At 73.1% G+C, this 20,683-nt stretch carries 23 protein-coding genes; 14 read left to right on the top strand and 9 right to left on the bottom strand.

Features of this window, described 5'->3' with window-relative positions; genetic code table 11:
- Positions 1–534 precede the first annotated feature (534 nt).
- The gene (locus tag AC07AL_RS15955; protein WP_478317664.1) at positions 535–1,587 is read right to left on the bottom strand and encodes an HAD family hydrolase; all 1,053 of its coding nucleotides are present in this window, start codon (positions 1,585–1,587) and stop codon (positions 535–537) included.
- Positions 1,588–1,706: 119 nt separating this feature from the next.
- Here AC07AL_RS15955 and AC07AL_RS15960 point away from each other — a divergent pair, with 119 nt between their 5' ends.
- The 7 genes from AC07AL_RS15960 to hemB all read left to right on the top strand — a co-directional run bounded on the left by AC07AL_RS15960 (position 1,707) and on the right by hemB (position 9,076).
- On the top strand, positions 1,707–1,991 hold the full coding sequence (locus tag AC07AL_RS15960) for a glutaredoxin family protein (RefSeq protein WP_350878435.1): 285 nt from the start codon (positions 1,707–1,709) through the stop codon (positions 1,989–1,991).
- 162 nt (positions 1,992–2,153) lie between these two features.
- Positions 2,154–2,900 (top strand): 3'-5' exonuclease, encoded by a 747-nt coding sequence (locus tag AC07AL_RS15965; protein ID WP_363632223.1) that lies wholly within the window; start codon positions 2,154–2,156, stop codon positions 2,898–2,900.
- 107 nt (positions 2,901–3,007) lie between these two features.
- Positions 3,008–3,895: a redox-sensing transcriptional repressor Rex gene (locus AC07AL_RS15970; RefSeq protein WP_363587805.1), complete on the top strand. Its 888-nt coding sequence runs from the start codon at positions 3,008–3,010 to the stop codon at positions 3,893–3,895.
- A gap of 97 nt (positions 3,896–3,992) precedes the next feature.
- A complete protein-coding gene (locus tag AC07AL_RS15975) occupies positions 3,993–5,330 on the top strand; it encodes a glutamyl-tRNA reductase (protein ID WP_478317665.1) in 1,338 nt (445 codons plus the stop codon).
- Between the two features lie 41 nt (positions 5,331–5,371).
- Positions 5,372–6,382 carry a hydroxymethylbilane synthase gene (gene hemC / locus AC07AL_RS15980; protein ID WP_363587777.1) on the top strand — a complete coding sequence of 337 codons (1,011 nt, stop codon included), beginning with the start codon at positions 5,372–5,374 and terminating at the stop codon, positions 6,380–6,382.
- Positions 6,379–8,028 carry a bifunctional uroporphyrinogen-III C-methyltransferase/uroporphyrinogen-III synthase gene (locus tag AC07AL_RS15985; RefSeq protein WP_363587779.1) on the top strand — a complete coding sequence of 550 codons (1,650 nt, stop codon included), beginning with the start codon at positions 6,379–6,381 and terminating at the stop codon, positions 8,026–8,028. The genes hemC and AC07AL_RS15985 overlap by 4 nt, the downstream gene beginning before the upstream one ends.
- Positions 8,029–8,095: 67 nt before the next feature.
- A complete protein-coding gene (hemB, locus tag AC07AL_RS15990; protein ID WP_478317667.1) occupies positions 8,096–9,076 on the top strand; it encodes a porphobilinogen synthase in 981 nt (326 codons plus the stop codon).
- 100 nt (positions 9,077–9,176) lie between these two features.
- Here the strand turns inward: hemB and AC07AL_RS15995 are convergent, their stop codons facing one another.
- The 3 genes from AC07AL_RS15995 to AC07AL_RS16005 form a co-directional block, all read right to left on the bottom strand.
- A complete protein-coding gene (locus AC07AL_RS15995) occupies positions 9,177–9,443 on the bottom strand; it encodes a hypothetical protein (RefSeq protein WP_063348859.1) in 267 nt (88 codons plus the stop codon).
- Positions 9,444–9,682: 239 nt separating this feature from the next.
- Positions 9,683–10,027, bottom strand: coding sequence for a rodlet layer protein (locus tag AC07AL_RS16000; RefSeq protein WP_363587783.1), 345 nt, complete (start codon positions 10,025–10,027; stop codon positions 9,683–9,685).
- 76 nt (positions 10,028–10,103) lie between these two features.
- Positions 10,104–10,448, bottom strand: a complete 345-nt coding sequence (locus AC07AL_RS16005; RefSeq protein ID WP_030232098.1) for a hypothetical protein — start codon at positions 10,446–10,448, stop codon at positions 10,104–10,106.
- 307 nt (positions 10,449–10,755) lie between these two features.
- Between AC07AL_RS16005 and AC07AL_RS16010 the strand changes: the two genes are divergently transcribed.
- Positions 10,756–11,412: a hypothetical protein gene (locus AC07AL_RS16010; RefSeq protein ID WP_363617823.1), complete on the top strand. Its 657-nt coding sequence runs from the start codon at positions 10,756–10,758 to the stop codon at positions 11,410–11,412.
- Between the two features lie 79 nt (positions 11,413–11,491).
- On the opposite strand, the gene AC07AL_RS16015 is transcribed toward AC07AL_RS16010, so the two are convergent.
- The 4 genes from AC07AL_RS16015 to AC07AL_RS16030 all read right to left on the bottom strand — a co-directional run bounded on the left by AC07AL_RS16015 (position 11,492) and on the right by AC07AL_RS16030 (position 13,095).
- Positions 11,492–11,872 carry a hypothetical protein gene (locus AC07AL_RS16015; protein WP_363632219.1) on the bottom strand — a complete coding sequence of 127 codons (381 nt, stop codon included), beginning with the start codon at positions 11,870–11,872 and terminating at the stop codon, positions 11,492–11,494.
- A gap of 118 nt (positions 11,873–11,990) precedes the next feature.
- Positions 11,991–12,260 (bottom strand): chaplin, encoded by a 270-nt coding sequence (locus tag AC07AL_RS16020; RefSeq protein ID WP_063348863.1) that lies wholly within the window; start codon positions 12,258–12,260, stop codon positions 11,991–11,993.
- 105 nt (positions 12,261–12,365) lie between these two features.
- Positions 12,366–12,608 carry a chaplin gene (locus AC07AL_RS16025; RefSeq protein WP_363587789.1) on the bottom strand — a complete coding sequence of 81 codons (243 nt, stop codon included), beginning with the start codon at positions 12,606–12,608 and terminating at the stop codon, positions 12,366–12,368.
- 235 nt (positions 12,609–12,843) lie between these two features.
- Entirely contained in the window at positions 12,844–13,095 is a 252-nt protein-coding gene (locus tag AC07AL_RS16030; protein WP_363374899.1) for a chaplin, read from the bottom strand.
- Positions 13,096–13,326: 231 nt separating this feature from the next.
- Between AC07AL_RS16030 and AC07AL_RS16035 the strand changes: the two genes are divergently transcribed.
- The 4 genes from AC07AL_RS16035 (at position 13,327) to AC07AL_RS16050 (ending at position 17,495) form a co-directional block, all read left to right on the top strand.
- Positions 13,327–13,566: a chaplin gene (locus AC07AL_RS16035; RefSeq protein ID WP_363587791.1), complete on the top strand. Its 240-nt coding sequence runs from the start codon at positions 13,327–13,329 to the stop codon at positions 13,564–13,566.
- Between the two features lie 234 nt (positions 13,567–13,800).
- The gene (locus tag AC07AL_RS16040) at positions 13,801–15,477 is read left to right on the top strand and encodes an RICIN domain-containing protein (RefSeq protein ID WP_363587793.1); all 1,677 of its coding nucleotides are present in this window, start codon (positions 13,801–13,803) and stop codon (positions 15,475–15,477) included.
- Positions 15,478–15,647: 170 nt separating this feature from the next.
- Positions 15,648–16,940 carry a glycosyltransferase family 39 protein gene (locus AC07AL_RS16045; protein ID WP_478317670.1) on the top strand — a complete coding sequence of 431 codons (1,293 nt, stop codon included), beginning with the start codon at positions 15,648–15,650 and terminating at the stop codon, positions 16,938–16,940.
- Positions 16,941–17,003: 63 nt separating this feature from the next.
- The gene (locus AC07AL_RS16050) at positions 17,004–17,495 is read left to right on the top strand and encodes a MarR family winged helix-turn-helix transcriptional regulator (protein ID WP_063348868.1); all 492 of its coding nucleotides are present in this window, start codon (positions 17,004–17,006) and stop codon (positions 17,493–17,495) included.
- 65 nt (positions 17,496–17,560) lie between these two features.
- On the opposite strand, the gene AC07AL_RS16055 is transcribed toward AC07AL_RS16050, so the two are convergent.
- A complete protein-coding gene (locus tag AC07AL_RS16055) occupies positions 17,561–18,190 on the bottom strand; it encodes a hypothetical protein (protein ID WP_371518320.1) in 630 nt (209 codons plus the stop codon).
- Positions 18,191–18,482: 292 nt separating this feature from the next.
- On the opposite strand from AC07AL_RS16055, the gene hemL reads away from it, so the two are divergent.
- Together hemL and AC07AL_RS16065 are read left to right on the top strand one after the other, a co-directional pair.
- On the top strand, positions 18,483–19,811 hold the full coding sequence (gene hemL / locus AC07AL_RS16060; protein ID WP_400808977.1) for a glutamate-1-semialdehyde 2,1-aminomutase: 1,329 nt from the start codon (positions 18,483–18,485) through the stop codon (positions 19,809–19,811).
- Positions 19,812–19,899: 88 nt separating this feature from the next.
- Entirely contained in the window at positions 19,900–20,547 is a 648-nt protein-coding gene (locus AC07AL_RS16065) for a histidine phosphatase family protein (RefSeq protein ID WP_079136296.1), read from the top strand.
- Positions 20,548–20,683 lie beyond the last annotated feature (136 nt).

A 20,683-nucleotide genomic window follows, 5' to 3' on the forward strand; every position in this document is an offset into this window, starting at 1 on the left:
GTTCCGGACGGGTGGGTACACGGGACTCCCAGAGGCAGAACTGTGGACGGATCACCTCCGCCTGCGCGGAGAGCACTCCCGCGCCGCCCGTTCGAGCGGGGCGCGTGGGTGACGTGCATCCAGGAGAGAATAACGCTTTGTGCAATGACAGCTACACCGTGTGGTCGAAGTGGTCGTTTGGGATCCATTTATCGCGCATATTCGGCTGACACTGACCGGACCTGTCATCGTTCATCCGGCTCAACGTGACCGTTCGGGCGCCCAGGGTGACCAATTCGGCGGTCAGGCCGGTGGTTTCCCAGTCTTGAGGCCCGGCAACCCCCGACTTTCCCGGTCTGGCGAACGATCAGAACCAGTCACCGGGTGACAGGTTCGTTCATTGGGCCGGAAAGCCGTACCGGAAACGGGAGTTCGCCCGTACGAGGGGCCAGGTCAGAGGCCTGGTTGACGGCTGGTCACCCGCGCGGGGAGGCCGTGGGGAGGCCGCGGGCAGGCCTGTCGGCTGGGGGCGCGACCGGGGGTGGCGGAAGCCCGTCAGGCGCAGCGGCGGCGGCGGTTCAGGGCCACCCCGGCGGCCGCCGCACCCGCGAGCACCCCGAGCGCGGCCGCGGCCGGCAGTCCCACCCGGGCCGCCTTCCGGCCGGTCCGGAAGTCCCGCACCCGCCAGCCCTGGGCCCGGGCGTGGCGGCGCAGCGCGCCGTCCGGGTTCACCACGTACGGGTGGCCGACCAGCGAGAGCATCGGGATGTCGTTGGCCGAGTCGCTGTACGCGGCGCAGCGGTCGAGGTCCAGCCGCTCGTGCCGGGCCAGCGCGTGCACCGCGGCCGCCTTGGCCGGGCCGTGCAGCAGCTCGCCGACCAGCCGGCCGGTGTACCGGCCGCCGTCGGCCTCGGCGACGGTGCCCAGGGCGCCGGTCATGCCGAGCCGGCGGGCGATCACCCGGGCCACCTCCAGCGGGGCGGCGGTGACCAGCCAGACCCGCTGGCCGGCGTCCAGGTGCATCTGGACCAGGGCGCGGGTGCCGGGCCAGATCTTGTCGGCCACGACCTGCTCGAAGACCTCCTCGCAGATCGCCTCCAGGTCGGCGGTGCTCTTCCCGGCGACCAGGCCGAGCGCGGTGTGCTGGGCGTCCGAGATGTGCTCCGGGTCCTCGGCGCCGTTCAGCCGGAACCAGGCCTGCTGCCAGGCGAACCGGGCGATGTCGCGGCGGGTGAGGAAGCCGCGCCGGTAGAGGCCGACCCCGAGGTAGAAGATCGCGGCTCCGCGCAGGATGGTGTTGTCGCAGTCGAAGAACGCGGCGGCGCGCGGGTCGCCCGGCTCGGGGGTGTGGTTCTCGGCCGGGGCCTTGGGCGCCTTGCCGGGCCTGCCCGCGGCGGGCGCGGCGCTCTCGGTGCTCCCGGCGGGCCCGGCGGCGACCTCGGCCGGAGCGGTGCTCCCGGCGGGCGCGGTGCTCTCCGCGGGGGCGGTGGCCGACTCCGGCTCGGCCTGCAGCGCAGCTGCCGCCGCCTCGGCGGCAGCCTCGCCCGCCAGGGCGCTCCGCTCGGTGGTGGAACGCTTCGCCTGGGTGAGCCTTCGGAGCACGGCCATGTCATCGAGCATAGCCAGCCGGGCGCGCGGCGGCCGTGACGGCGGCGTGCCCGCGCGGTGAACACCGGGCGGTCCCGGGCCCCGGCGGGGCGGTCGCCGGGCGGGCGGACAATGGCCGGGTGAGCCCACTGCTGCGACGTGACAAGAGCCCGAAGCCCGCGCCGGCCGACCGCACCGTGACCCTGGTCGGCAAGCCCGGCTGCCATCTGTGCGACGACGCCCGGGAGGTGATCGTCCGGGTGACGGGCGAGCTGGGCGCGACCTTCGAGGAGAAGGACATCACCCAGGACGAGGAGTTGTACCGGCGCTACTGGGAGCAGATCCCGGTGACCCTGATCGACGGGCGCCAGCACGACTTCTGGCGGGTCGACGAGCGCCGCCTGCGCGCCGCCCTCGGCGGCTGACCGCTCCCGCGCACCGCCGCTGCCGCCCCGCCACTCGGCGGGGGCGGTTCGCCGAATCGTTGTCAAAGACACCCCGGTCCGGCTTGGGCCGGGGCCGGTTGGTCGGCTTACGATCGAACGCGTTTGCGCCCGAGGGGGGCTGAGCACGCGAGGAGTGCCGCCATGCTTCCCGGCCCGACCCCTGGGACGCCCGAAGCCCCGCCGGGCGCCAGGGGCTTCGCCGTGGTGGACGTGGAGGCGACCGGCCGCAGCCCGTGGCGGCACCGGGTGGTCGAGATCGCGGTGGTCCTGCTGGACGAGCGGCTGCGCCCGGAGGGGGAGTTCGCCACCCTGCTCGACCCGCTGGGCCCGGTCGGTCCGACCCACGTGCACCGGATACACCAGGCGGACGTCGAGGGCGCCCCGCGTTTCCGGGAGATCGCCCCGCGGCTGCTGGAGCTGCTGGCCGGCCGGGTGCTGGTGGGTCACCACGTCAGCTGCGACCACAAATTCCTGGATCGCGAGTTCGCCCGGATCGGGGTCGCGCTGCCGCCCGTGCCGCTGCTGTGCACGATGCGGCTGGCCCGCGCCCACCTGCCGCAGGCCCGCGGCCACGGCCTGGCGGCCTGCGTGGAGGCGGCGGGCCTGGGCTGGTACCCGGCGCACACCGCGCTGGGCGACGCCCGGGTGACCGCCGAGCTGCTGCGGCACTGCGTCGGCGTCCCGTCCTGCCCGCCGGACGACTGGGCGGGCCCGCTGCGCGAGGCGGCCCGGGTGCCCTGGCCGCGGCTGGGCCGGGCCCGCTCCCGCCCGTCCGGCACGCCCGTCCCGCTGGTGCGCCGGGAGGCGCCGTACGGCCCGTGGCTGCCCGGGGTGCCCGCCCCGGCCGTCCTCCTGACGGAGCGCGGTGCTATGGGCTCGACGGCGTGATGCGCATCACTGTGTGGGGACAAAACGGACACCATCTTTGTGCACACGTTCACAAACGCATAGCCTGGCTGCCAAAGCCCAGCTTCACCCACAGGAGCACCGTGGCAATCGGCCGATCACCACAGAGCAGTTCGCAGACGCCCGACCAGGGCGCCGCGCGCCGACCCTCGCGTGCCCGGGGCATCCCGGAGGCGACCGTCGCCCGCCTCCCCCTCTACCTGCGCGCGCTCACCGCGCTCTCCGAGCGTTCGGTGCCGACGGTCTCCTCCGAGGAGCTGGCCGCCGCCGCCGGCGTGAACTCGGCGAAGCTGCGCAAGGACTTCTCCTACCTGGGCTCCTACGGCACCCGCGGCGTCGGCTACGACGTCGAGTACCTCGTCTACCAGATCTCCCGCGAGCTGGGCCTGACCCAGGACTGGCCGGTCGTCATCGTCGGCATCGGGAACCTCGGCCACGCCCTCGCCAACTACGGCGGCTTCGCCTCCCGCGGTTTCCGGGTGGCCGCCCTGCTGGACGCCGACCCGAACGTGGTCGGCGGCAGCGCGGCCGGCCTGCCGGTGCGGCACATGGACGAGCTGGAGTCGATCGTCGAGAGCCAGCACGTCTCGATCGGTGTGATCACCACCCCGCCCGGCGCCGCCCAGCAGGTCTGCGACCGGCTGGTGGAGGCCGGCGTCACCAGCATCCTCAACTTCGCCCCGACCGTGCTGACCGTCCCGGACGGCGTGGACGTGCGCAAGGTCGACCTCTCCATCGAGCTGCAGATCCTGGCCTTCCACGAGCAGCGCAAGGCCGGCGAGGAGCCGGACCGCACCGAGTCGGTGCTGGACCGCGCCCCGGGCCCGGTCCGGGCGGCGGCGGCCAAGCTGCGCCGCGCGGCGGGCGGCAGCGGCAAGGGCCGCGGCACCGCCGAGACCGCGGCCAAGGACCAGGCCGAGCAGGGCCAGTCCGGCAAGGGCGGGGAGGGCGATCTCCCCGCGGTGATGCCCGCATGAGCGAGCGAGTCAGCCGCAGGACGCAGGTCGTGCGAAGCGCCCGCCGAGCGGTGCGGGGCGGCATGAGTACGGACAACCGTGGGACCTGGGGGCGGGCGTGAGTCTTCTCGTCGTTGGACTGAGCCATCGCACGGCGCCGGTCGGCGTGCTGGAGCGCGCCGCGCTGACCGGTGAGGTGCCGACCCGGCTGCTGCACGACGCGGCCGCCACCGCGACCGTCGCCGAGGCCGCGCTGCTCAACACCTGCAACCGGATCGAGCTGTACGCGGACGTGGACAAGTTCCACGCCGGCGTCGCCGAGCTGTCGCTGCTGCTCGCCCATCACAGCGGGGTGGACCTGGAGGAGCTGACCTCCCACCTCTACGTCCACTACGAGGACCGCGCCGTCCACCACCTGTTCTCGGTGGCCTGCGGCCTGGACTCGATGGTGGTCGGCGAGGGCCAGATCCTCGGCCAGCTGCGCGACGCGCTGGCCACCGCGCAGGAGGAGCACACCGCCGGGCGCGGCCTGAACGAGCTGTTCCAGCAGGCGCTGCGGGTCGGCAAGCGGGCGCACAGCGAGACCGGCATCGACAAGGCCGGACAGTCGCTGGTGACCTTCGGCCTGGAGCAGGTCGCGGCGGGCGCGGGCGAGATCGCCGGCAAGCGGGCGCTGGTGGTCGGCGCGGGCTCGATGAGCTCGCTGGCCGCCGCCACCCTGGTCCGCTCCGGCGTCACCGACGTGCTGATCGCCAACCGGACGCCGGCCCGCGCCGAGCGCCTGGTCGAGATCCTCGGCTCCGGCGTGGCCCGCACCCTGGACCTGGCCAAGGTGCCGGAGGCGCTGGCCGACGTCGACCTGGTGATCTCCTGCACCGGCGCGGCCGGCGTGGTGGTCAAGGCCGGGGACGTGGCCGCCGCGGTCGCCGCCCGCACCGCCGACCAGCCGCTCGCCCTGCTCGACCTGGCCATGCCGCGCGACGTCGACCACGCCGTGCACGAGCTGCCCGGCGCCCTGCTGGTGGACCTGGAGAGCCTCTCCCACGCGCACGCCGCCACCCCCGGCGCCGGTGACGTGGACCAGGTCGGCCGGATCGTCGCCGACGAGGTGGCCGCCTTCGGCGCCGCCCAGCGGGCCGCCCGGATCGCGCCGACCGTGGTCGCGCTGCGGGCGATGGCCTCCGGCGTGGTCTCCGCCGAGCTGGGCCGGCTGGACTCCCGGCTGCCCGACCTGGACGAGCGCTCCCGCGCGGAGATCACCCAGACCGTCCGCCGCGTCGTCGACAAGCTGCTGCACGCCCCGACCGTCCGGGTGAAGCAGTTGGCCGCCGAGCCCGGCGGCGCCTCCTACGCGGACGCGCTGCGCGAGTTGTTCGACCTCGACCCGGCGGCCGTGCACGCCGTGTCGGGCACACCCGTCGGCGGCCCCCAGCCCTCGGGCGGGGGCACCAGATGAACCGTCAGCCATCCCACGAGTACCACCGGGACGATCACCTCATGAATGGTCAACCGATCACGGAGCAGACTCCGGCCGCCACCGCGACCCTGCGGCTCGGCACCCGGCGCAGCGCGCTCGCCATGGCCCAGTCGGGCATGGTGGCCCGCGAGGTCACCCGGGTCACCGGGCGCCCCGTCGAGCTGGTCGAGATCACCACCTACGGCGACACCTCCCGGGAGGCGCTGGCGCAGATCGGCGGCACCGGCGTGTTCGTCTCCGCCCTGCGGGACGCGCTGCTGGAGGGCCGGATCGACTTCGCCGTGCACTCGCTCAAGGACCTGCCCACCGCCGCCCCGGAGGGCCTGGCGCTGGCCGCCGTCCCCGAGCGCGAGGACGCCCGGGACGCCCTGGTCGCCGCCGAGGGCCTGACCCTGGACGAGCTGGTGGAGAAGCTGGCCGGCGCCGGCCGCCCGGCCCGGATCGGCACCGGCTCGCCGCGCCGGATGGCCCAGCTGAACGCCTGGGCCACCGCCCGCGGCGCCGCGCTGGAGACCGTCGCGATCCGCGGCAACGTGGACACCCGGATCGGCTACGTGACCAGCGGCGAGCTGGACGCGGTGGTGCTGGCCACGGCCGGCCTCAACCGGCTCGGCCGCAGCGCCGAGATCTCCCAGCACCTCGACCCGGAGCTGATGGTTCCGGCCCCCGGCCAGGGCGCGCTCGCGATCGAGTGCACCAGCGCCGACACCGACCTGACCGCCGCGCTCGCCGCCCTGGACCACGCCCCCACGAGGGTCGCCGTGGTCGCCGAGCGGGCCCTGCTGGCCACCCTGGAGGCCGGCTGCTCGGCTCCGGTGGCCGCGCTGGCCACCTGGGTCCGACCGAACGAACTGCGGCTGGAGGGCGTGGTCGGCGACCCCGACGGCGCCGCCCTGCTGAAGATGTCCGCCAACGGTCCGATCGTCCTCGACGAGACCGCCGAGCAGCACGCGACGGCCCTCGGCCGCGCGCTGGCCGCCCGGCTGCTCGACGCGGGCGCGGCCACCCTGATGGGGGAGCGAGCCCGATGAGCCCCACCGCCGCCACCGAAACCCCGTTCCCGGGCGGCCAGTCCGCCACCGGACGGTGCACCTTCCTGGGCGCGGGCCCCGGGGACCCGGGGCTGCTGACCCTGCGCGCGGTCGAGGTGCTGTCCTCGGCCGACATCCTGGTCGCCGACCCGCTGACCGCGGTGGCCGTGCGCACCCACTGCCCGGCCGGTGTGCAGGTGCACACCCCGGCCGCCGAGGGCGCGGACTTCGACCTGGCCCGGCTGGTCGCCGAGGCCGTGCGGGCCGGCAAGCACGTGGTCCGCACCGTCGACGGCGACCCGGGCCTGGACGGCTGCGCCGCCGAGGAGATGCTCAGCTGCGCCGGCGACGGCATCCCCTTCGAGGTGATCCCGGGCGTCGCCCAGTCGGTCGGCGTCCCGGCGTACGCGGGCGTCCCGCTGCGCGGTGCGGCCGGCACCGACGTGCGCTTCGTGGACGGCACCGCGCTGCTGGCCGGCAGCCCGGTGGACCTGGGCGCGCCGGAGACCACCCTGGTGGTCCGGACCACCCTGGGCCAGCTGCCGGCCACCGCGGGCGCCCTGGTCGCCAACGGCCGCAAGCCGGAGTCGGCGCTGAGCGCCACGCTCTCCGGCACCACCACCCGCCAGCGGACCTTCACCTCCACCCTGTCCGGCATCGCCGCCGACCTGAAGGCCGCCCGGGTGCTGCCCTCGCCGGTCTCCGCCCCGGTGGACCCGGCGACCTCGGTGATAGCCGTGGTGGGCGAGCAGGTCGCCCACCGGTCCTCGCACTCGTGGTTCGAGACCAAGCCGCTGTTCGGCTGGAACGTGCTCGTGCCGCGCACCAAGGAGCAGGCCACCGGCCTGTCCGAGCAGCTGCGCTCGTACGGCGCGGTGCCGCAGGAGGTGCCGACCATCGCGGTCGAGCCGCCGCGCACCCCGCAGCAGATGGAGCGGGCCATCAAGGGCCTGGTCACCGGCCGCTACGAGTGGATCGCCTTCACCTCGGTGAACGCGGTCCGGGCGGTCCGGGAGAAGTTCGAGGAGTACGGCCTGGACGCCCGCGCGTTCGCCGGGATCAAGGTCGCGGCGGTCGGCGAGACCACCGCGCAGGCCCTGGTGGACTTCGGCGTGAAGCCGGACCTGGTGCCCTCCGGCGAGCAGTCCGCGGCCGGCCTGCTGGAGGACTGGCCGCCGTACGACCCGGTGTTCGATCCGATCGACCGGGTCCTGCTGCCGCGCGCCGACATCGCCACCGAGACCCTGGTGGCCGGCCTGGTCGAGCTGGGCTGGGAGGTCGACGACGTGACGGCGTACCGGACGGTGCGCGCTTCGCCGCCGCCGGCCGAGACCCGCGAGGCGATCAAGGGCGGCGGCTTCGACGCGGTGCTCTTCACCTCGTCCTCGACCGTGCGGAACCTGGTCGGCATCGCGGGCAAGCCGCACAACGTCACGGTCATCGCCTGCATCGGCCCGGCCACCGCCAAGACCGCCGAGGAGCACGGCCTGCGGGTCGACGTGATGGCCCCGGCGCCGTCGGCGGCCGCGCTGGCCCAGGCGCTGGCAGACTTCGGGGCCAGGCGCCGCGACACCGCCACGGCCGCCGGCGAGCCGGTCTATCGGCCCAGCGAGCGCCGTCCGGGTTCGCGCCGCAAGGCCCGCTGACACCCTCGGGACCGGGGGCGGCGATCCGTCGCCCCCGGCACTGCACAACCGTTCGGAGAGAGAAGCCGTGTCCGCTGAATTCCCGTACGTACGCCCGCGCCGGCTGCGCCAGAGCCCGGCGATGCGCCGCCTGGTCGCCGAGACCCGGCTGCACCCGGCGGAGCTGATCCTGCCGCTGTTCGTCCGCGAGGGCGTCAGCGAGCCCGTCCCGGTCACCTCCATGCCGGGCGTGGTCCAGCACACCCGGGACACCCTGCGCAAGGCCGCGGTGGAGGCGGCCGAGGCGGGCCTGGGCGGCCTGATGCTGTTCGGCGTGCCGGCCGTGCAGGACGCCACCGGCAGCGAGGGCACCAACCCGGACGGCATCCTCCAGCAGGCGATCCGCGACGTGGTCGCCGAGGTCGGCGACGCCCTGGTGGTCATGTCCGACCTCTGCCTGGACGAGTACACCGACCACGGCCACTGCGGCGTGCTGGCCGCCGACGGCAGCGTGGACAACGACGCCACCCTGGAGCGCTACGCCGAGATGGCCCGGGTGCAGGCGGACGCGGGGGTCCACCTGGTCGGCCCGTCCGGCATGATGGACGGCCAGGTCGGCGTGATCCGGCGGGCGTTGGACGAGGCCGGGCACCAGGACGTGGGCATCCTCGCCTACACCGCCAAGTACGCCTCGGCGTTCTTCGGGCCGTTCCGCGAGGCGGTCGGCTCCTCGCTCAAGGGCGACCGCAAGAGCTACCAGCAGGACCCGGCCAACGCCCGTGAGGCGCTGCGCGAGCTGGAGCAGGACCTCGCCGAGGGCGCCGACCTGGTGATGGTCAAGCCGGCCATGGCCTACCTGGACATCCTGCGCCAGGTCGCCGACGCCTCCCCGGTGCCGGTCGCCGCGTACCAGGTGTCCGGCGAGTACGCGATGGTCGAGGCGGCCGCGGCGAACGGCTGGATCGACCGGGAGCGGATGATCATGGAGACGCTCACCTCGATCCGCCGCGCCGGCGCCGAGCAGATCCTCACCTACTGGGCGGTCGAGGCCGCCGCGATGCTCAAGTAGTCGGCGGTCACTCGCCCGCTCGCCTCAGGCTCGCTCGGGGCGGTGCGGGCAACGAGAAGGCCGGGCCGTTCCCCGTGGGGGCGGCCCGGCCTTCCGGGTTCTACTTCCAGCCGTTGATGTGCGCGAAGCCCTCGCCGCCGCCGATCACGTCGGTGGAGGTGGCGGCGCCGCCGCCGAAGCCGCCGGCGATGACGTCGCTGGTGTGGCCGACGCCGAAGCCGGCACCGGCCACGAACGGCTGGTCGCCCGAGGCGACGAACTCGCCGCCGCCCGCGAAGCCGACGTGCGCGAACGCCGGGGTGGCGGCACCCGCGAGCGCCAGCGCGGCGGTGGCGGTCAGTGCGGCCTTGGCCAGCTTGCTCTTCATGGAAATGCCCTCTCTTTCGGAGCGCCCCGGCGGGCGCTGCCTCTGACACGTGATCACATCCGGCCGTTCGGGTCGGCACCCCACGCGCCGGTCCGAACGTCCGCTCACCCGGCCGGTCCGCGCCTGTTCGGCGGCGGCCGGCCGGACACCTCGCCCGTGGCGCCTCGAGCGCCCGTAGCGCCCGGAGGGCCCGGGGAGACGTACCTCCCCGGGCCCTCCGTCCGTGCCGTGCCCCTTGATCAGCCGATCAGGTGCGAAACGCCCGCGTCGCCCGAGGACTGGGTGTTCTGGCCGACGTTGCAGATCTGCTTCGGGGTGCTGTTCAGGATCGGCACCTCGACCGGAACCGCGACGCCGACCACGGCGACGGCGATGTTGTGGACCTCCGGCAGGCAGATGTTCGCGTTGTCCAGGGTGTGGAAGTTCGGGCTGCCGTTGCCGTGGGTGCCGGTCTGGTTGGTGCCGCCGTTGCCCTGGACGGAGGTGGCGGCGCCGTCCGAGTCGACGATGGCGGAGGCCGAGCCGGCGGACATCGCGATGGCGGCGGCGGCCAGGCCGGCGGCGGCGAGGGACTTCTTGATCATTTCCGGTTTTCCTCTCGAGGGGTGAATCGGGGAGCGATTCGAAGGGTGGTTCAGGGGAGTGCAGCTGGGGGAACGGTCAGCCGATCAGGTGGGACACGCCCGCGTCGCCGTGGCTCTGGGTGCCCTGGCCCTGGGTGCAGTACTGCTTGCCACCGCTGTTGGCGATCGGGACCTCGACCGGGACGGCCACGCCGAGCACGCCCACCGCGATGTTGTGGATCTCGGGGAGGCAGACGTTCGCGTTGTCCAGGAAGTGGAAGTTCGGGCTGTTGTTCCCGACCGTGCCGGTGAAGTTGGTGCCGCCGTTGCCCTCGATGGAGGCTGCGGCGCCGTCCGCGTCACCGATCGCCGAGGCGGGCGCGGCGGCGGCGGCCAGCGCGGCGACGGCCAGGCCGGCGGCGGCGAAGGACTTCTGGATCATGGGGAGATCCCTCTCTGAAATGCTCTTGGTTTCCGTGCGTACAACGCGTAGAACGCTCAGACCCGGTCTGCAGTCACTGACGTCCAGATCAAAGAATGACGGCACGGAAGGTTACGGGGATTTTTGAAAAGAGTCCGGGAGGCGCGTCGAAGAGTGGTTTCCGGTCGGATTATTAGGCCGAACCGGTTAACCGCCGCAATCCGTACTCACGGTCACTCGTTGAGGCAGATTGCTTTCCGGCTGCGCCCCGCAGCCCCTCCCTTCCCTTCAGGGATCTCCAGTACGGACAGGCAGAACGGTGAAAAGCATGAAGTTCTCCAAGCGGGCCGGCGCGATGCTGTTGGCGGTCGGTGCGGGCATGCTCGCCTCCCAGGGAGCGGCCAGTGCCGCCCCGGTCAGCCCCGACCAGGTCGGTGCCCTGGAGGACAAGCTGGCCACCCAGCAGGTCCCGGCGGACGTTCCGCTCACCCCGCTCGGCAGCCGCGTCACGGCCGGCATCCCGACCTCGCTGCTCCTGCCGCCGGCGCCCGGCCGCACCACCAGCACCGAGCTCATCCCGGACCGGCTGGTCCCCGAGCTGCAGACCGGGAAGGTCGGCCCGAGCGCCAAGGCCCAGTTGCCGCTCCCGCTGGTCGACCAGGGCGCCGACCTCGGCCAGGTGCTGCTGGAGGCCCCGGCCGCGCCGCTGCACGCCGACACCCCCGGCCTCGCCGTCGGCAAGCCGCTCGCCCTCGTCCAGGACGGCACCGGCCAGCTGGCCGACGGCCGGCTCAAGGTGGGCGAGGTGGACCCGCGACTGGTCACCGGCACGGTGCAGGCCGTTCCGGGTGCCACTGCCAGCCTCGGCGACGACGACCACCCGATCTCGGTCACCGACAAGGTGGGCGACCTGGCCGCGACCACCACCGCGACCACCACCGGCGTGGTGCAGCAGACCGGCCTGACCGACCTGACCCAGCTCTGAGCCCAGCGGCTCCGGGCACGGTGGAGCCCGGCACCCCGGACGCGACCGGGGTGCCGGGCTCCCGCCTGCGCCGGGCGGCTCAGCCCGGCAGCACGCCGGTCAGCCCACCGACCAGCGGGAGGTCCCGGATGCCGCCGCCCGCGCTCAGCGGGCCGGTCAGCCCGCCGGTGCCGACCGGGGCCAGGCCCTGGTCGGGCTTGACGGTCGCGCCGTTGTTGAGCACGTCGGCCGAGGAGTTCGCCCACGGGTCCAGGCGCAGGTCCTTGACCGGCGCGAGCCCGTAGCCGAGGCCGGAGGTCGTCCCGTTCAGCGCCTGACCGACATCGGTCTTCGCCAGCTTGGCCGGGCCCGACGCGGGGGCCGAACCGGTCGTGGTGGCGGCCTGCGCCGAGCCGGTGCCGAGCAGCACCGTGGCGCCGACGGCGACGACCAGGCAGGCCCCGCTCTTCTTCGAAACCATGCGGATCACCCTTCGGTGGATCGGGGGCCGGACGGCCACCGGCCGCCCGGGGATGCCGAACTGCCCCCCGGCCGGCTGGTCGGGGGGCAGTACGGCCGGAACGGGTGCCGATCGGGGATCAGCAGTCGTCCGCGGGCGGCGGGGGGAGCTCCACGTTGGCGCAGCTGTTGCCGAACGCCGGGTTCAGCAGGCCGACGATGTTGATGGAGTTGCCGCACAGGTTGACCGGGATGTGCACCGGGATCTGGACCTGGTTGCCGGAGACGACACCGGGGGAGCCGGCGGCCACGCCCTCGGCGCCGGAGCTGGCGGCGGCGGACCCGGCCGCGCCGAGCACCAGGCCGGCAGCGGCGGCGGACAGGACGGCGGCCTTCTTCACGTTCTGCATGGGGGTTGATCTCCTCGATCACACACGGGTGGAGCGTGCCGCGCCCCGGCGTCGCGGGGCGCGGCACTCGGTGAATCAGCTGTCGACGGTGCGGCGACGGCCGGTTCAGCCGGCGTTGACGCAGGTGTTGCCGAACGCCGGGTTGAGCAGGCCGATGACGTTGATGGAGTTGCCGCACAGGTTGATCGGGACGTGCACCGGGATCTGGATCTGGTTGCCGGAGAGCACGCCGGGGGAGCCGGCGGCCACGCCCTCGGCGCCGGAGCTGGCGAACGCACCGCCGGCGGCACCGAGGACCAGACCGGTGGCGGCCAGGGACAGGACGGCGGCCTTCTTGAAGTTGCGCATGTCTTTCCTCCGTTTTCTGCCCGACGGATGGGAAATGTCGGGAGCCGGGCGAGCACGAATACTCACCCGCTGGCTTCTGGGGATTGCCGTGATTGTCACTCCGGCGGCGCACACCGGCGTGTTTCGCCCATGGCTCGGGCGTCGACGCGGCCGCCGCGTTCTTCCAGCACCTCGCGAACAATTCCCGCACGGCCGGGAGCGGTTCGGGCGGAGGTGCGACCAGGGGAATTCCCGGTCAGGCGCTGAGGCAGTTATTGCCGAACGCCGGGTTCAGAAGGCCCACCACGTCGATCGAGTTGCCGCACACGTTGAGCGGAATGTGCACGGGCACCTCCACTGAGTTGCCCGAGACCACGCCGGCCGAGCCGGCCGCGACACCCTCGGCGGACGCGCCGTGCAGGTGGTGGGCGGATGCGACGCCGGCGCCGGCGGCGAGCAGGGCGGCGCTGGCCGCGGTGCCGACGACGCCGTGGGCGAGCTTGCGCATGGGCGGTACTCGATTCGTGTGAAGGGGACCGGGTGGATCGTGTTCCGCCAGAGAGAACGAGGCACCGCGCGAGGGGAAACGGTCCGGTCCGCTGATCACCCGAATGCCGGTCGCCGTCCCCGTTGGGCCGGATGGGTGACAGTGCGTCCACTGTCGCAACCGGCCCGGGTGGGTGTCGTTCTTGATGTCGCACTCCCCGTGCATCTCTGTATGAACAGTCAGGAGGCTCGTATGAGCATCAAGAAGACCGCCGCCGTCGGCGCGGCCGTGGTGGGCATCGTGGCCGCCGGCGCCGGCACCGCGATGGCCAGCTCCGGCGCCGAGGGTGTCGCCGCGGGTTCCCCCGGTGTCATCTCGGGCAACCAGGTTCAGGTTCCGGTTCACGTGCCGGTCAACCTGTGCGGCAACACCATCGACATCATCGGCCTGCTGAACCCGGCGTTCGGCAACCACTGCGCCAACCTGGGCTGATCCTGCTCCCGGTTCGGCCGGTACGAGCCGCCGTTCCGCGCTTCCCTCCTGGGGCGCGGGGCGGCGGCTCTCCGCATGTCCGGGGGCGTGTCGGGGCGTCAGGTTCCGGCGGTGTCGCAAGCCTTGTTGCGTTACTTGTCAGTACCTAGAATATGAGACCTGCTCACCTTTCTTGCTCCGCGCCGCTCGGCGCCCGGCCGGGCGGCCCCCCACCCCCCCCGCAAGGAGTCGCGTGTGATCAGGTCCCGACTGACAGCGGCGCGGCGGCCCCGGACGGTGGCGCGCCGCTCCCCGTACGGCGCACTGCTCGCCACCGGCGCCCTCGTCGCCGCCCTCGGCCTGGCCGGCGCCCCCGCCGCCCTCGCCGACCCGGCCCCCGCGGCCGGCGCCACCCGCCCGGCCGCCATCGTCGCCCTGGGCGACAGCGCCATCTCCGGGGAGGGCGCCGGCACCGACACCAACGACGGCTACTTCCCGGAGACCGACAGCCCCACCAACTACTGCCACCGGCACCCCAAGTCGGAGATCTTCGTCACCGACATCCCCGGGGTCACCCCGATCGACCTCGCCTGCTCCGGTGCCCAGACCGGCGACCTGGTCAGCGATCCCGAACTCGCCAAGGTCACCGGCTCCGGCAGTGGCGACTTCGGCGAGCCCAAACAGGACGTCAAACTCGCCGACGCGGCGGGCAGGTACGACGTGAAGATGGTCGTCGTCACGATCGGCGCCAACGACGACTTCGACTTCAGCGGGATCATGATGCACTGCCTCGCGCAGTACTTCCCGATCCCCAAGGACCAGGGCTGCCGCGACACCATCGGCAGCGACGAGATCGTCCAGCGCGCCAAGCGGGTCCAGCCCAAGGTCGTCGCCGCGCTCCAGAACATCCGGCAGACCATGCGGAAGGCGGGCTACGCCGACTCCTCGTACCAGCTGGTCTACCAGTCGTACTTCAATCCGATCACCCCGGACATCCGGCGCAACGACTACCTCGGCAAGGTCGCCGACGGCTGCCCGGCCTTCCCCGAGGACCTGGCCTGGGGCCACAACTGGGTGGTGCCGACCTTCAGCGACGCGCTGCGCGGCGCCGCCGAGCAGGTGCCCGGCGTGCGCTACCTCGACCAGCGGCGGGTCGCCTTCGGCCACGAGGTCTGCGCGGAGTGGACCAGTTCCCCGTACGAGTACAGCAACGGGGACGTCATCAACCTCGCCGAGTGGGCCCGCAACGGCTGCGACTCGCAGATCGGCATCCCCGGGCTGTGCATGAACATGGTCCGCCAGTCGTACCACCTGAGGGTGGCCGGCTACCGAGGCGAGGGCGTCTGCCTCGGCCAGTTCTTCGCCAAGCCCGAACTGGCGCAGGCCTACTGCACCCTCAACCAGCAGAACACCACCTCCATCCAGCCGCTCACCCCCGGGCAGCCGTTCGCGGACGTCCCCGAGGACGGCTCCTGGTACCAGCTCACCAACGCGGCCAGCGGCAACGCGCTCGACCTCACCGGCGGCGGCACCTACGGCGACTCCACCAACGGCCGGGCCGCCATCACCTATCCGGCCACCGGCGGGCTCAACCAGTCCTTCGTCCTGGAGGCCAAGGCCGGCGGCAGCTACGAGCTCGACTTCAGCGGCAACCGGGACATGTGCCTGGACGCCAACGCCGCCTCCACCGCCGCCGGCACCCGCATCCAGCAGTGGCGTTGCAACGGCGGCGGCAACCAGCACTGGGTCCTCAAGCCGGCCGGTGGTGGCCGCTACAAGATCGCCGACTCCCAGGACCCGACCAAGGTGATCGCCCCCGGCACCACCCTCGACGCCAAGGGCAACCCCGCCGTCGAACTCGCCACCGACACCGGCGCCGCGACCCAGCTCTGGCAGCTCACCAAACTCGGCATCGTCTACCTCCACGGCTGATCCCGGGCACCTCCGCGGCGTCGCCCCCACCGGCCGGTGGGGGCGGCGCCACGGGGTTTTCGGGGTGGGCGGGCGTTCGCGGGGCAGGTGGGGACGTGCCGTAGGCTCACCTGAAATCGCTGCGCCGTAGCCGCGCGGACCACCAGCGTGGCGGGGAGTACCCAGAGCAGATGAGCACGGCATCGAGCACCGAGTCGTCCAGCACCGAGCCCGGCGCGCCCGCGGCGCCGGAGGCGGAGCGGCCCGCGGAGCGCTCCGAGGAGCGGGCGGGCCGGCGGCCCGGGCGGTTCGGCACCCTGGTGGAGCGCTTCGCGCCCGCGCTCGGGGCGTACGCGGTGGTCAAGGCCATCGGCCTCACGGTCTTCATGCTGCTGCTGTCGCACACCGGGGACTACCTCAAGAAGAACCCGGGCCGCGGCGGCGGCGCCCAGCCGTGGGACGTGCTGGGCACCTGGGACGGCGTCTGGTACCAGCGGATCGCCGAGAACGGCTACGACCCGCAGCTGCTCCCGATGCACGGCTGGCCGCTGGCCTCCTACTACGAGAACTCGGCCGCCTTCTTCCCGCTCTACCCGTGGCTGATGCGGCTGGTCGGCGCGGTCACCGGGCTCGGCCCGTACGGCTCCGGGATCGCCGTCTCGGTGATCGCCTCGCTCGTCGCGGCGGCGGGGATCTTCGCGATCGCGGAGCGGCTCGGCGGTTTCCGGGCGGGCGTGATCGCCGCGGTGATCTGGGGCCTGTTCCCGGGTTCGGGGGTGGAGTGGGCGGTCTACTCGGACTCGCTGTTCGTCGCGCTGTCCGCCTGGGCCTGCTACTGCGTGATGACCCGCCACTGGCTGACGGCCGGCGTGCTGGCGCTGGTGGCGGGCCTCAACCGGCCGACCGCCGCCGCGCTGATCGCCGCGGTGTCGATCGCCGCGCTGGTGGCGCTGATCCGGCGCACCGACGGGGTGGCCCGGCCGCTGACCGCGATGCTGATCACCCCGTGGGGCCTGATCGGGTACGTCGTCTGGGTCGGCTACCGGATGGGCGACTGGGGCGGCTACTTCAAGCTCCAGCGGGGCGCCTGGAACCGTTACTTCGACGGCGGCGCCTCCACGGTCCGCACCGTCATGGACGTGATCACCGGGCACTGGAACTTCTGGCAGTCCAACCCCATCCCGGACCTGATCGCGATCGCCCTGCTGATCGCCCTGCCCGGACTGCTGGTGCTGCTGTGGCGCACCCGGCCGCCGCTGGTGCTGGTGGTCTACACGGTGCTCACCATCGCCACCGCGCTGAGCAGCAACCAGATCTTCGGCAACATCTCGCGCTACCTGCTGCCGGCCTTCCCGCTGTTCATCGGCCTGGCGGTGGCACTGCGCCGGGTGCGGACGTCCTCGCTGGTCGGCCTGCTCGCGATGCCGGTGGTGGCGGCGGGCTGGTACGCGGGGTATGCGCTGTTCGAGTTGGGCATCCCGTAGACCCGGGGTTGGTTGCCAACGGGATCATCCGGCAGCGGACGGGCCGTTGCTAATCTCGGACGTATGACGACGACCCCGCCCGTGCGCCAGATCCGTGACATCTCCGGCCTGCTGGACCACGCGAGCCACGTGCTGGCGACCCGGATGGCGGCCGCCTTCACCGAGCTCGGGATCACCCCCCGCGCGTACTCCGTGCTGTTCCACGCGCAGGAGACCGAGCGCACCCAGATCCAGCTGGCCGAGCTGTCGGACCTGGACAAGACCACCATGGTGGTCACCGTGGACGAGCTGGAGAAGGCGGGCCTGGCCGAGCGCCGCCCGTCCGCGACCGACCGCCGGGCCAGGATCATCTCCGTCACCGAGGCGGGCGAGCGCGCCGTCGAGCGGGGCACCGCGATCGCCGACCGGGTGCACCGGGAGGTGCTGGAGTCGCTGCCCGGCCCGGAGCGGGACGTGTTCGTGTCGGCGCTGACGCGCCTGGTGGACGGGCCGCTGGCGGAGCCGGTGGAGAGCGAACGGGCGGTACGGCGGGCGCGCCGCGCCCGGACGAACTGACGCGAGGTCACATCCCTTCGTCCCGGCCGCCGTTCGACGGGCGGGGCGAAGGATTCCGGGAAGTCCTACGGCCAGACCAGGCAGTACAGCTGGTGCCCGGCCTCGTGCAGGCGGTTGGCGAAGTCCTGCCACTCGTGCAGCATGCTGTAGATCACGAAGGCGTCGCGCGGTCCGCGCCGGTCGGGGACGGTGGACCAGATGAAGGCGGCGGCGCCGAGTTCGGTCTCGTCGGCCTTGCGGAGCGGTTCGACGACGTTCTGCGGGAGTTGGACGACGGCGTAGTCGGGGTGCAGCACGACGAGTTCCAGCGGCGGGACCTGGTGCAGCGGGACGCCCTGGATGCCGGTGAGGACCATGGCGCTCATGGTCTCCGGCTTGATCTTGGTGGAGAGGTGGCCGTTGGGGGAGCCGCTGGTCTCCATCAGGTCGCCGAGCCGCCCGAGCGAGCCGAGTTCGCCGGCGTCCAGGCCGAGCCCGCCCGGTCCGAGGGCGGTGGGGACTCTGGCGGCGGTGGCGCGATCCGGTGCGCCGAAGTACTTGTACGTCACCCCCACGCGTCCCTCACCCCGCCTCTCGCCGCCGCGGCGGCCACGACCCGTGCCCGCTCCCTTACCCCCGCGTGCGGTTTCGGCGGGCCTGCGGGAGCCCCCCGCAGCCTCGTCGTAGCCGTCCTGCGCCTCGGACACTCGGACCATCCTCACCGGAATTCGCCGGAATCGACAGACCCCCGCACGTCCGGCGTCCCTCCGGACGTGCTCCTTACCCGTCATGCGCCGCCGTACCCACTCGCGGTACGCGGCAGTCCTCTCCACACCCCTGCACACAACCGGAACACTTGCGCACTCTGAGTGCACAGTCTGACTGGTCCGTGCTCCGGAGCAGTCAGCGGCCCCGTCTGTACGGACCACCGTACAGACAACGGTGCCCGGATCATCGTTCCAGATGATCGGGTCCGACATGCAGAGCTCAAGGACACGATTTGAGACCATGTCTCCCGTGAGCTACCCCTACGAAGCCCCCCAGTCCCAGTCGCTGTTCGACCGCGCCTCCGTCGTGACGCCCGGCGGCGTCAACTCCCCGGTGCGCGCCTTCCGCGCGGTCGGCGGCACGCCGCGCTTCATGGTGTCCGGCGCCGGCCCCTACCTCACCGACGCCGACGGCCGCGAGTACGTCGACCTGGTGTGCTCGTGGGGCCCGATGATCCTCGGCCACGCGCACCCCGCGGTGATCGACGCCGTCCAGCAGGCGGTCACCCGCGGCACCTCCTTCGGCACGCCCGGCCAGGGCGAGGTCGAGCTGGCCGAGGAGATCGTCGGCCGGGTCGCCCCGGTCGAGCAGGTCCGCCTGGTCTCCTCCGGCACCGAGGCCACCATGTCCGCGATCCGGCTGGCCCGCGGCTTCACCGGGCGCGCGAAGGTGGTGAAGTTCGCCGGCTGCTACCACGGCCACGTGGACGCCCTGCTGGCCGCCGCCGGTTCGGGCGTGGCCACCTTCGGCCTGCCGGACACCCCGGGCGTCACCGGCGCCCAGGCCGGCGACACCATCGTGCTGCCCTACAACGACCTGGCCGCCGTCGAGCAGGCCTTCGCCGCCCACCCGGGCGAGATCGCCTGCGTGATCACCGAGGCCTCGCCCGGCAACATGGGCGTCGTCCCGCCGCTGCCCGGCTTCAACGCGGGCCTGGCCCGGCTCTGCCGGACGAACGGCGCGCTGTTCGTCTCGGACGAGGTGATGACCGGCTTCCGCGTCTCCAAGGCCGGCTGGTACGGCCTGGAGGCGGCGAACGAGGGCTGGGCGCCGGACCTGCTGACCTTCGGCAAGGTCATGGGCGGCGGCTTCCCGGCCGCGGCCTTCGGCGGGCGTGCCGACGTGATGGCCCACCTGGCCCCGGCCGGCCCGGTCTACCAGGCGGGCACCCTGTCCGGTAACCCGATCGCCACCGCGGCCGGCCTGGCCCAACTGCGCGGCTGCACCGACGAGGTGTACGCGACCGTGGACAAGGTCGCTGCCGAGATCTCCGGCCTGGTGTCGGAGGCGCTCACCGAGGAGGGCGTGACGCACCGGCTGCAGACCGCCGGGAACATGTTCTCGGTGTTCTTCACCGAGGCCGCCGTCACCAACTACGACGAGGCCAAGACCCAGGAGGCGTACCGTTTCACCGCCTTCTTCCACGCGATGCTCGCCGAGGGTGTCTACCTGCCGCCGTCCGCCTTCGAGTCCTGGTTCGTCTCGGCGGCCCACGACGAGCGGGCGATCGAGCGGATCGCCGCCGCCCTTCCGGCCGCCGCCCGCGCGGCCGCCGCGGCCACGGTCTAGGCCGGACAGGACCCAGGCCCCGATCCATCCCTGCGAGCCCCAGGAGTACTGAGAAGTGAGCGCCAAAGAGATCACCGTCGTCCATCTGATGCGGCACGGTGAGGTGCACAACCCGGAGGGCATCCTGTACGGGCGCCTGCCGGGCTACCGGCTGTCCGAGCTGGGCCGGGAGATGGCCGAGCGGGTCGCCGAGGACCTGGCCGGCCGGGACATCACCCACGTGGTGGCGTCCCCGCTGGAGCGGGCCCAGGAGACCGCCGGGCCGATCGCCAAGGCGCACGGCCTGGACGTCGCGGCGGACGAGCGGCTGATCGAGGCGGACAACATCTTCGAGGGCAAGACCTTCGGCGTCGGAGACGGCTCGCTGCGGAACCCGGGCTACTGGAAGTACCTCACCAACCCGTTCAAGCCCTCCTGGGGCGAGCCCTACCTCGACCAGGTGGTGCGGATGATGGGCGCGCTCGGCGCCGCCCGGGACGCCGCGCGCGGGCACGAGGCGGTCTGCGTCAGCCACCAGCTGCCGATCTGGATCGTCCGCTCCTTCGTCGAGCGCCGCCGGCTCTGGCACGACCCGCGCCGCCGGCAGTGCTCGCTGGCCTCGCTGACCAGCTTCACCTTCGAGGGCGACAAGATCGTCTCGGTCGGCTACCGCGAGCCGGCCCGCGACCTGTTGCCCGCGCACCTGATCGGCAAGGGCGGCAAGGACAAGCCGGTGGGCAAGAGCTTCGGCGCGTGAGTCCGCGGGGCCGTTGGTAAACCCCGCGTAAGTATGGGATCGGGGGGGGAGGGGGGGGGGGGGGGGGGGGGAGCGCGGGGCGGGGGGGGGGGGGGGGGGGGGGGGGGGGGGGGGCACGCGAACCGCTCTCTAAACC

Source organism: Kitasatospora sp. NPDC043949 (assembly GCF_056435365.1).

Excerpts from the sequence above, each read along its gene's own strand:
- AC07AL_RS16005 (WP_030232098.1), bottom strand. The coding sequence starts at position 10,448 with ATGATCCAGAAGTCCTTCGCCGCCGCCGGCCTGGCCGTCGCCGCGCTG.
- AC07AL_RS15985 (WP_363587779.1), top strand. The coding sequence starts at position 6,379 with ATGAGCCCCACCGCCGCCACCGAAACCCCGTTCCCGGGCGGCCAGTCC.
- AC07AL_RS16030 (WP_363374899.1), bottom strand. The coding sequence starts at position 13,095 with ATGCGCAAGCTCGCCCACGGCGTCGTCGGCACCGCGGCCAGCGCCGCC.
- AC07AL_RS16035 (WP_363587791.1), top strand. The coding sequence starts at position 13,327 with ATGAGCATCAAGAAGACCGCCGCCGTCGGCGCGGCCGTGGTGGGCATC.
- hemL (WP_400808977.1), top strand. The coding sequence starts at position 18,483 with ATGTCTCCCGTGAGCTACCCCTACGAAGCCCCCCAGTCCCAGTCGCTG.
- AC07AL_RS15965 (WP_363632223.1), top strand. The coding sequence starts at position 2,154 with ATGCTTCCCGGCCCGACCCCTGGGACGCCCGAAGCCCCGCCGGGCGCC.
- AC07AL_RS16050 (WP_063348868.1), top strand. The coding sequence starts at position 17,004 with ATGACGACGACCCCGCCCGTGCGCCAGATCCGTGACATCTCCGGCCTG.
- AC07AL_RS16025 (WP_363587789.1), bottom strand. The coding sequence starts at position 12,608 with ATGCGCAACTTCAAGAAGGCCGCCGTCCTGTCCCTGGCCGCCACCGGT.
- AC07AL_RS16045 (WP_478317670.1), top strand. The coding sequence starts at position 15,648 with ATGAGCACGGCATCGAGCACCGAGTCGTCCAGCACCGAGCCCGGCGCG.
- AC07AL_RS16010 (WP_363617823.1), top strand. The coding sequence starts at position 10,756 with ATGAAGTTCTCCAAGCGGGCCGGCGCGATGCTGTTGGCGGTCGGTGCG.
- AC07AL_RS16015 (WP_363632219.1), bottom strand. The coding sequence starts at position 11,872 with ATGGTTTCGAAGAAGAGCGGGGCCTGCCTGGTCGTCGCCGTCGGCGCC.
- AC07AL_RS15955 (WP_478317664.1), bottom strand. The coding sequence starts at position 1,587 with ATGGCCGTGCTCCGAAGGCTCACCCAGGCGAAGCGTTCCACCACCGAG.
- AC07AL_RS16055 (WP_371518320.1), bottom strand. The coding sequence starts at position 18,190 with ATGGTCCGAGTGTCCGAGGCGCAGGACGGCTACGACGAGGCTGCGGGG.
- AC07AL_RS16065 (WP_079136296.1), top strand. The coding sequence starts at position 19,900 with ATGCGGCACGGTGAGGTGCACAACCCGGAGGGCATCCTGTACGGGCGC.
- AC07AL_RS16020 (WP_063348863.1), bottom strand. The coding sequence starts at position 12,260 with ATGCAGAACGTGAAGAAGGCCGCCGTCCTGTCCGCCGCCGCTGCCGGC.
- AC07AL_RS16000 (WP_363587783.1), bottom strand. The coding sequence starts at position 10,027 with ATGATCAAGAAGTCCCTCGCCGCCGCCGGCCTGGCCGCCGCCGCCATC.
- hemC (WP_363587777.1), top strand. The coding sequence starts at position 5,372 with ATGAATGGTCAACCGATCACGGAGCAGACTCCGGCCGCCACCGCGACC.
- AC07AL_RS15995 (WP_063348859.1), bottom strand. The coding sequence starts at position 9,443 with ATGAAGAGCAAGCTGGCCAAGGCCGCACTGACCGCCACCGCCGCGCTG.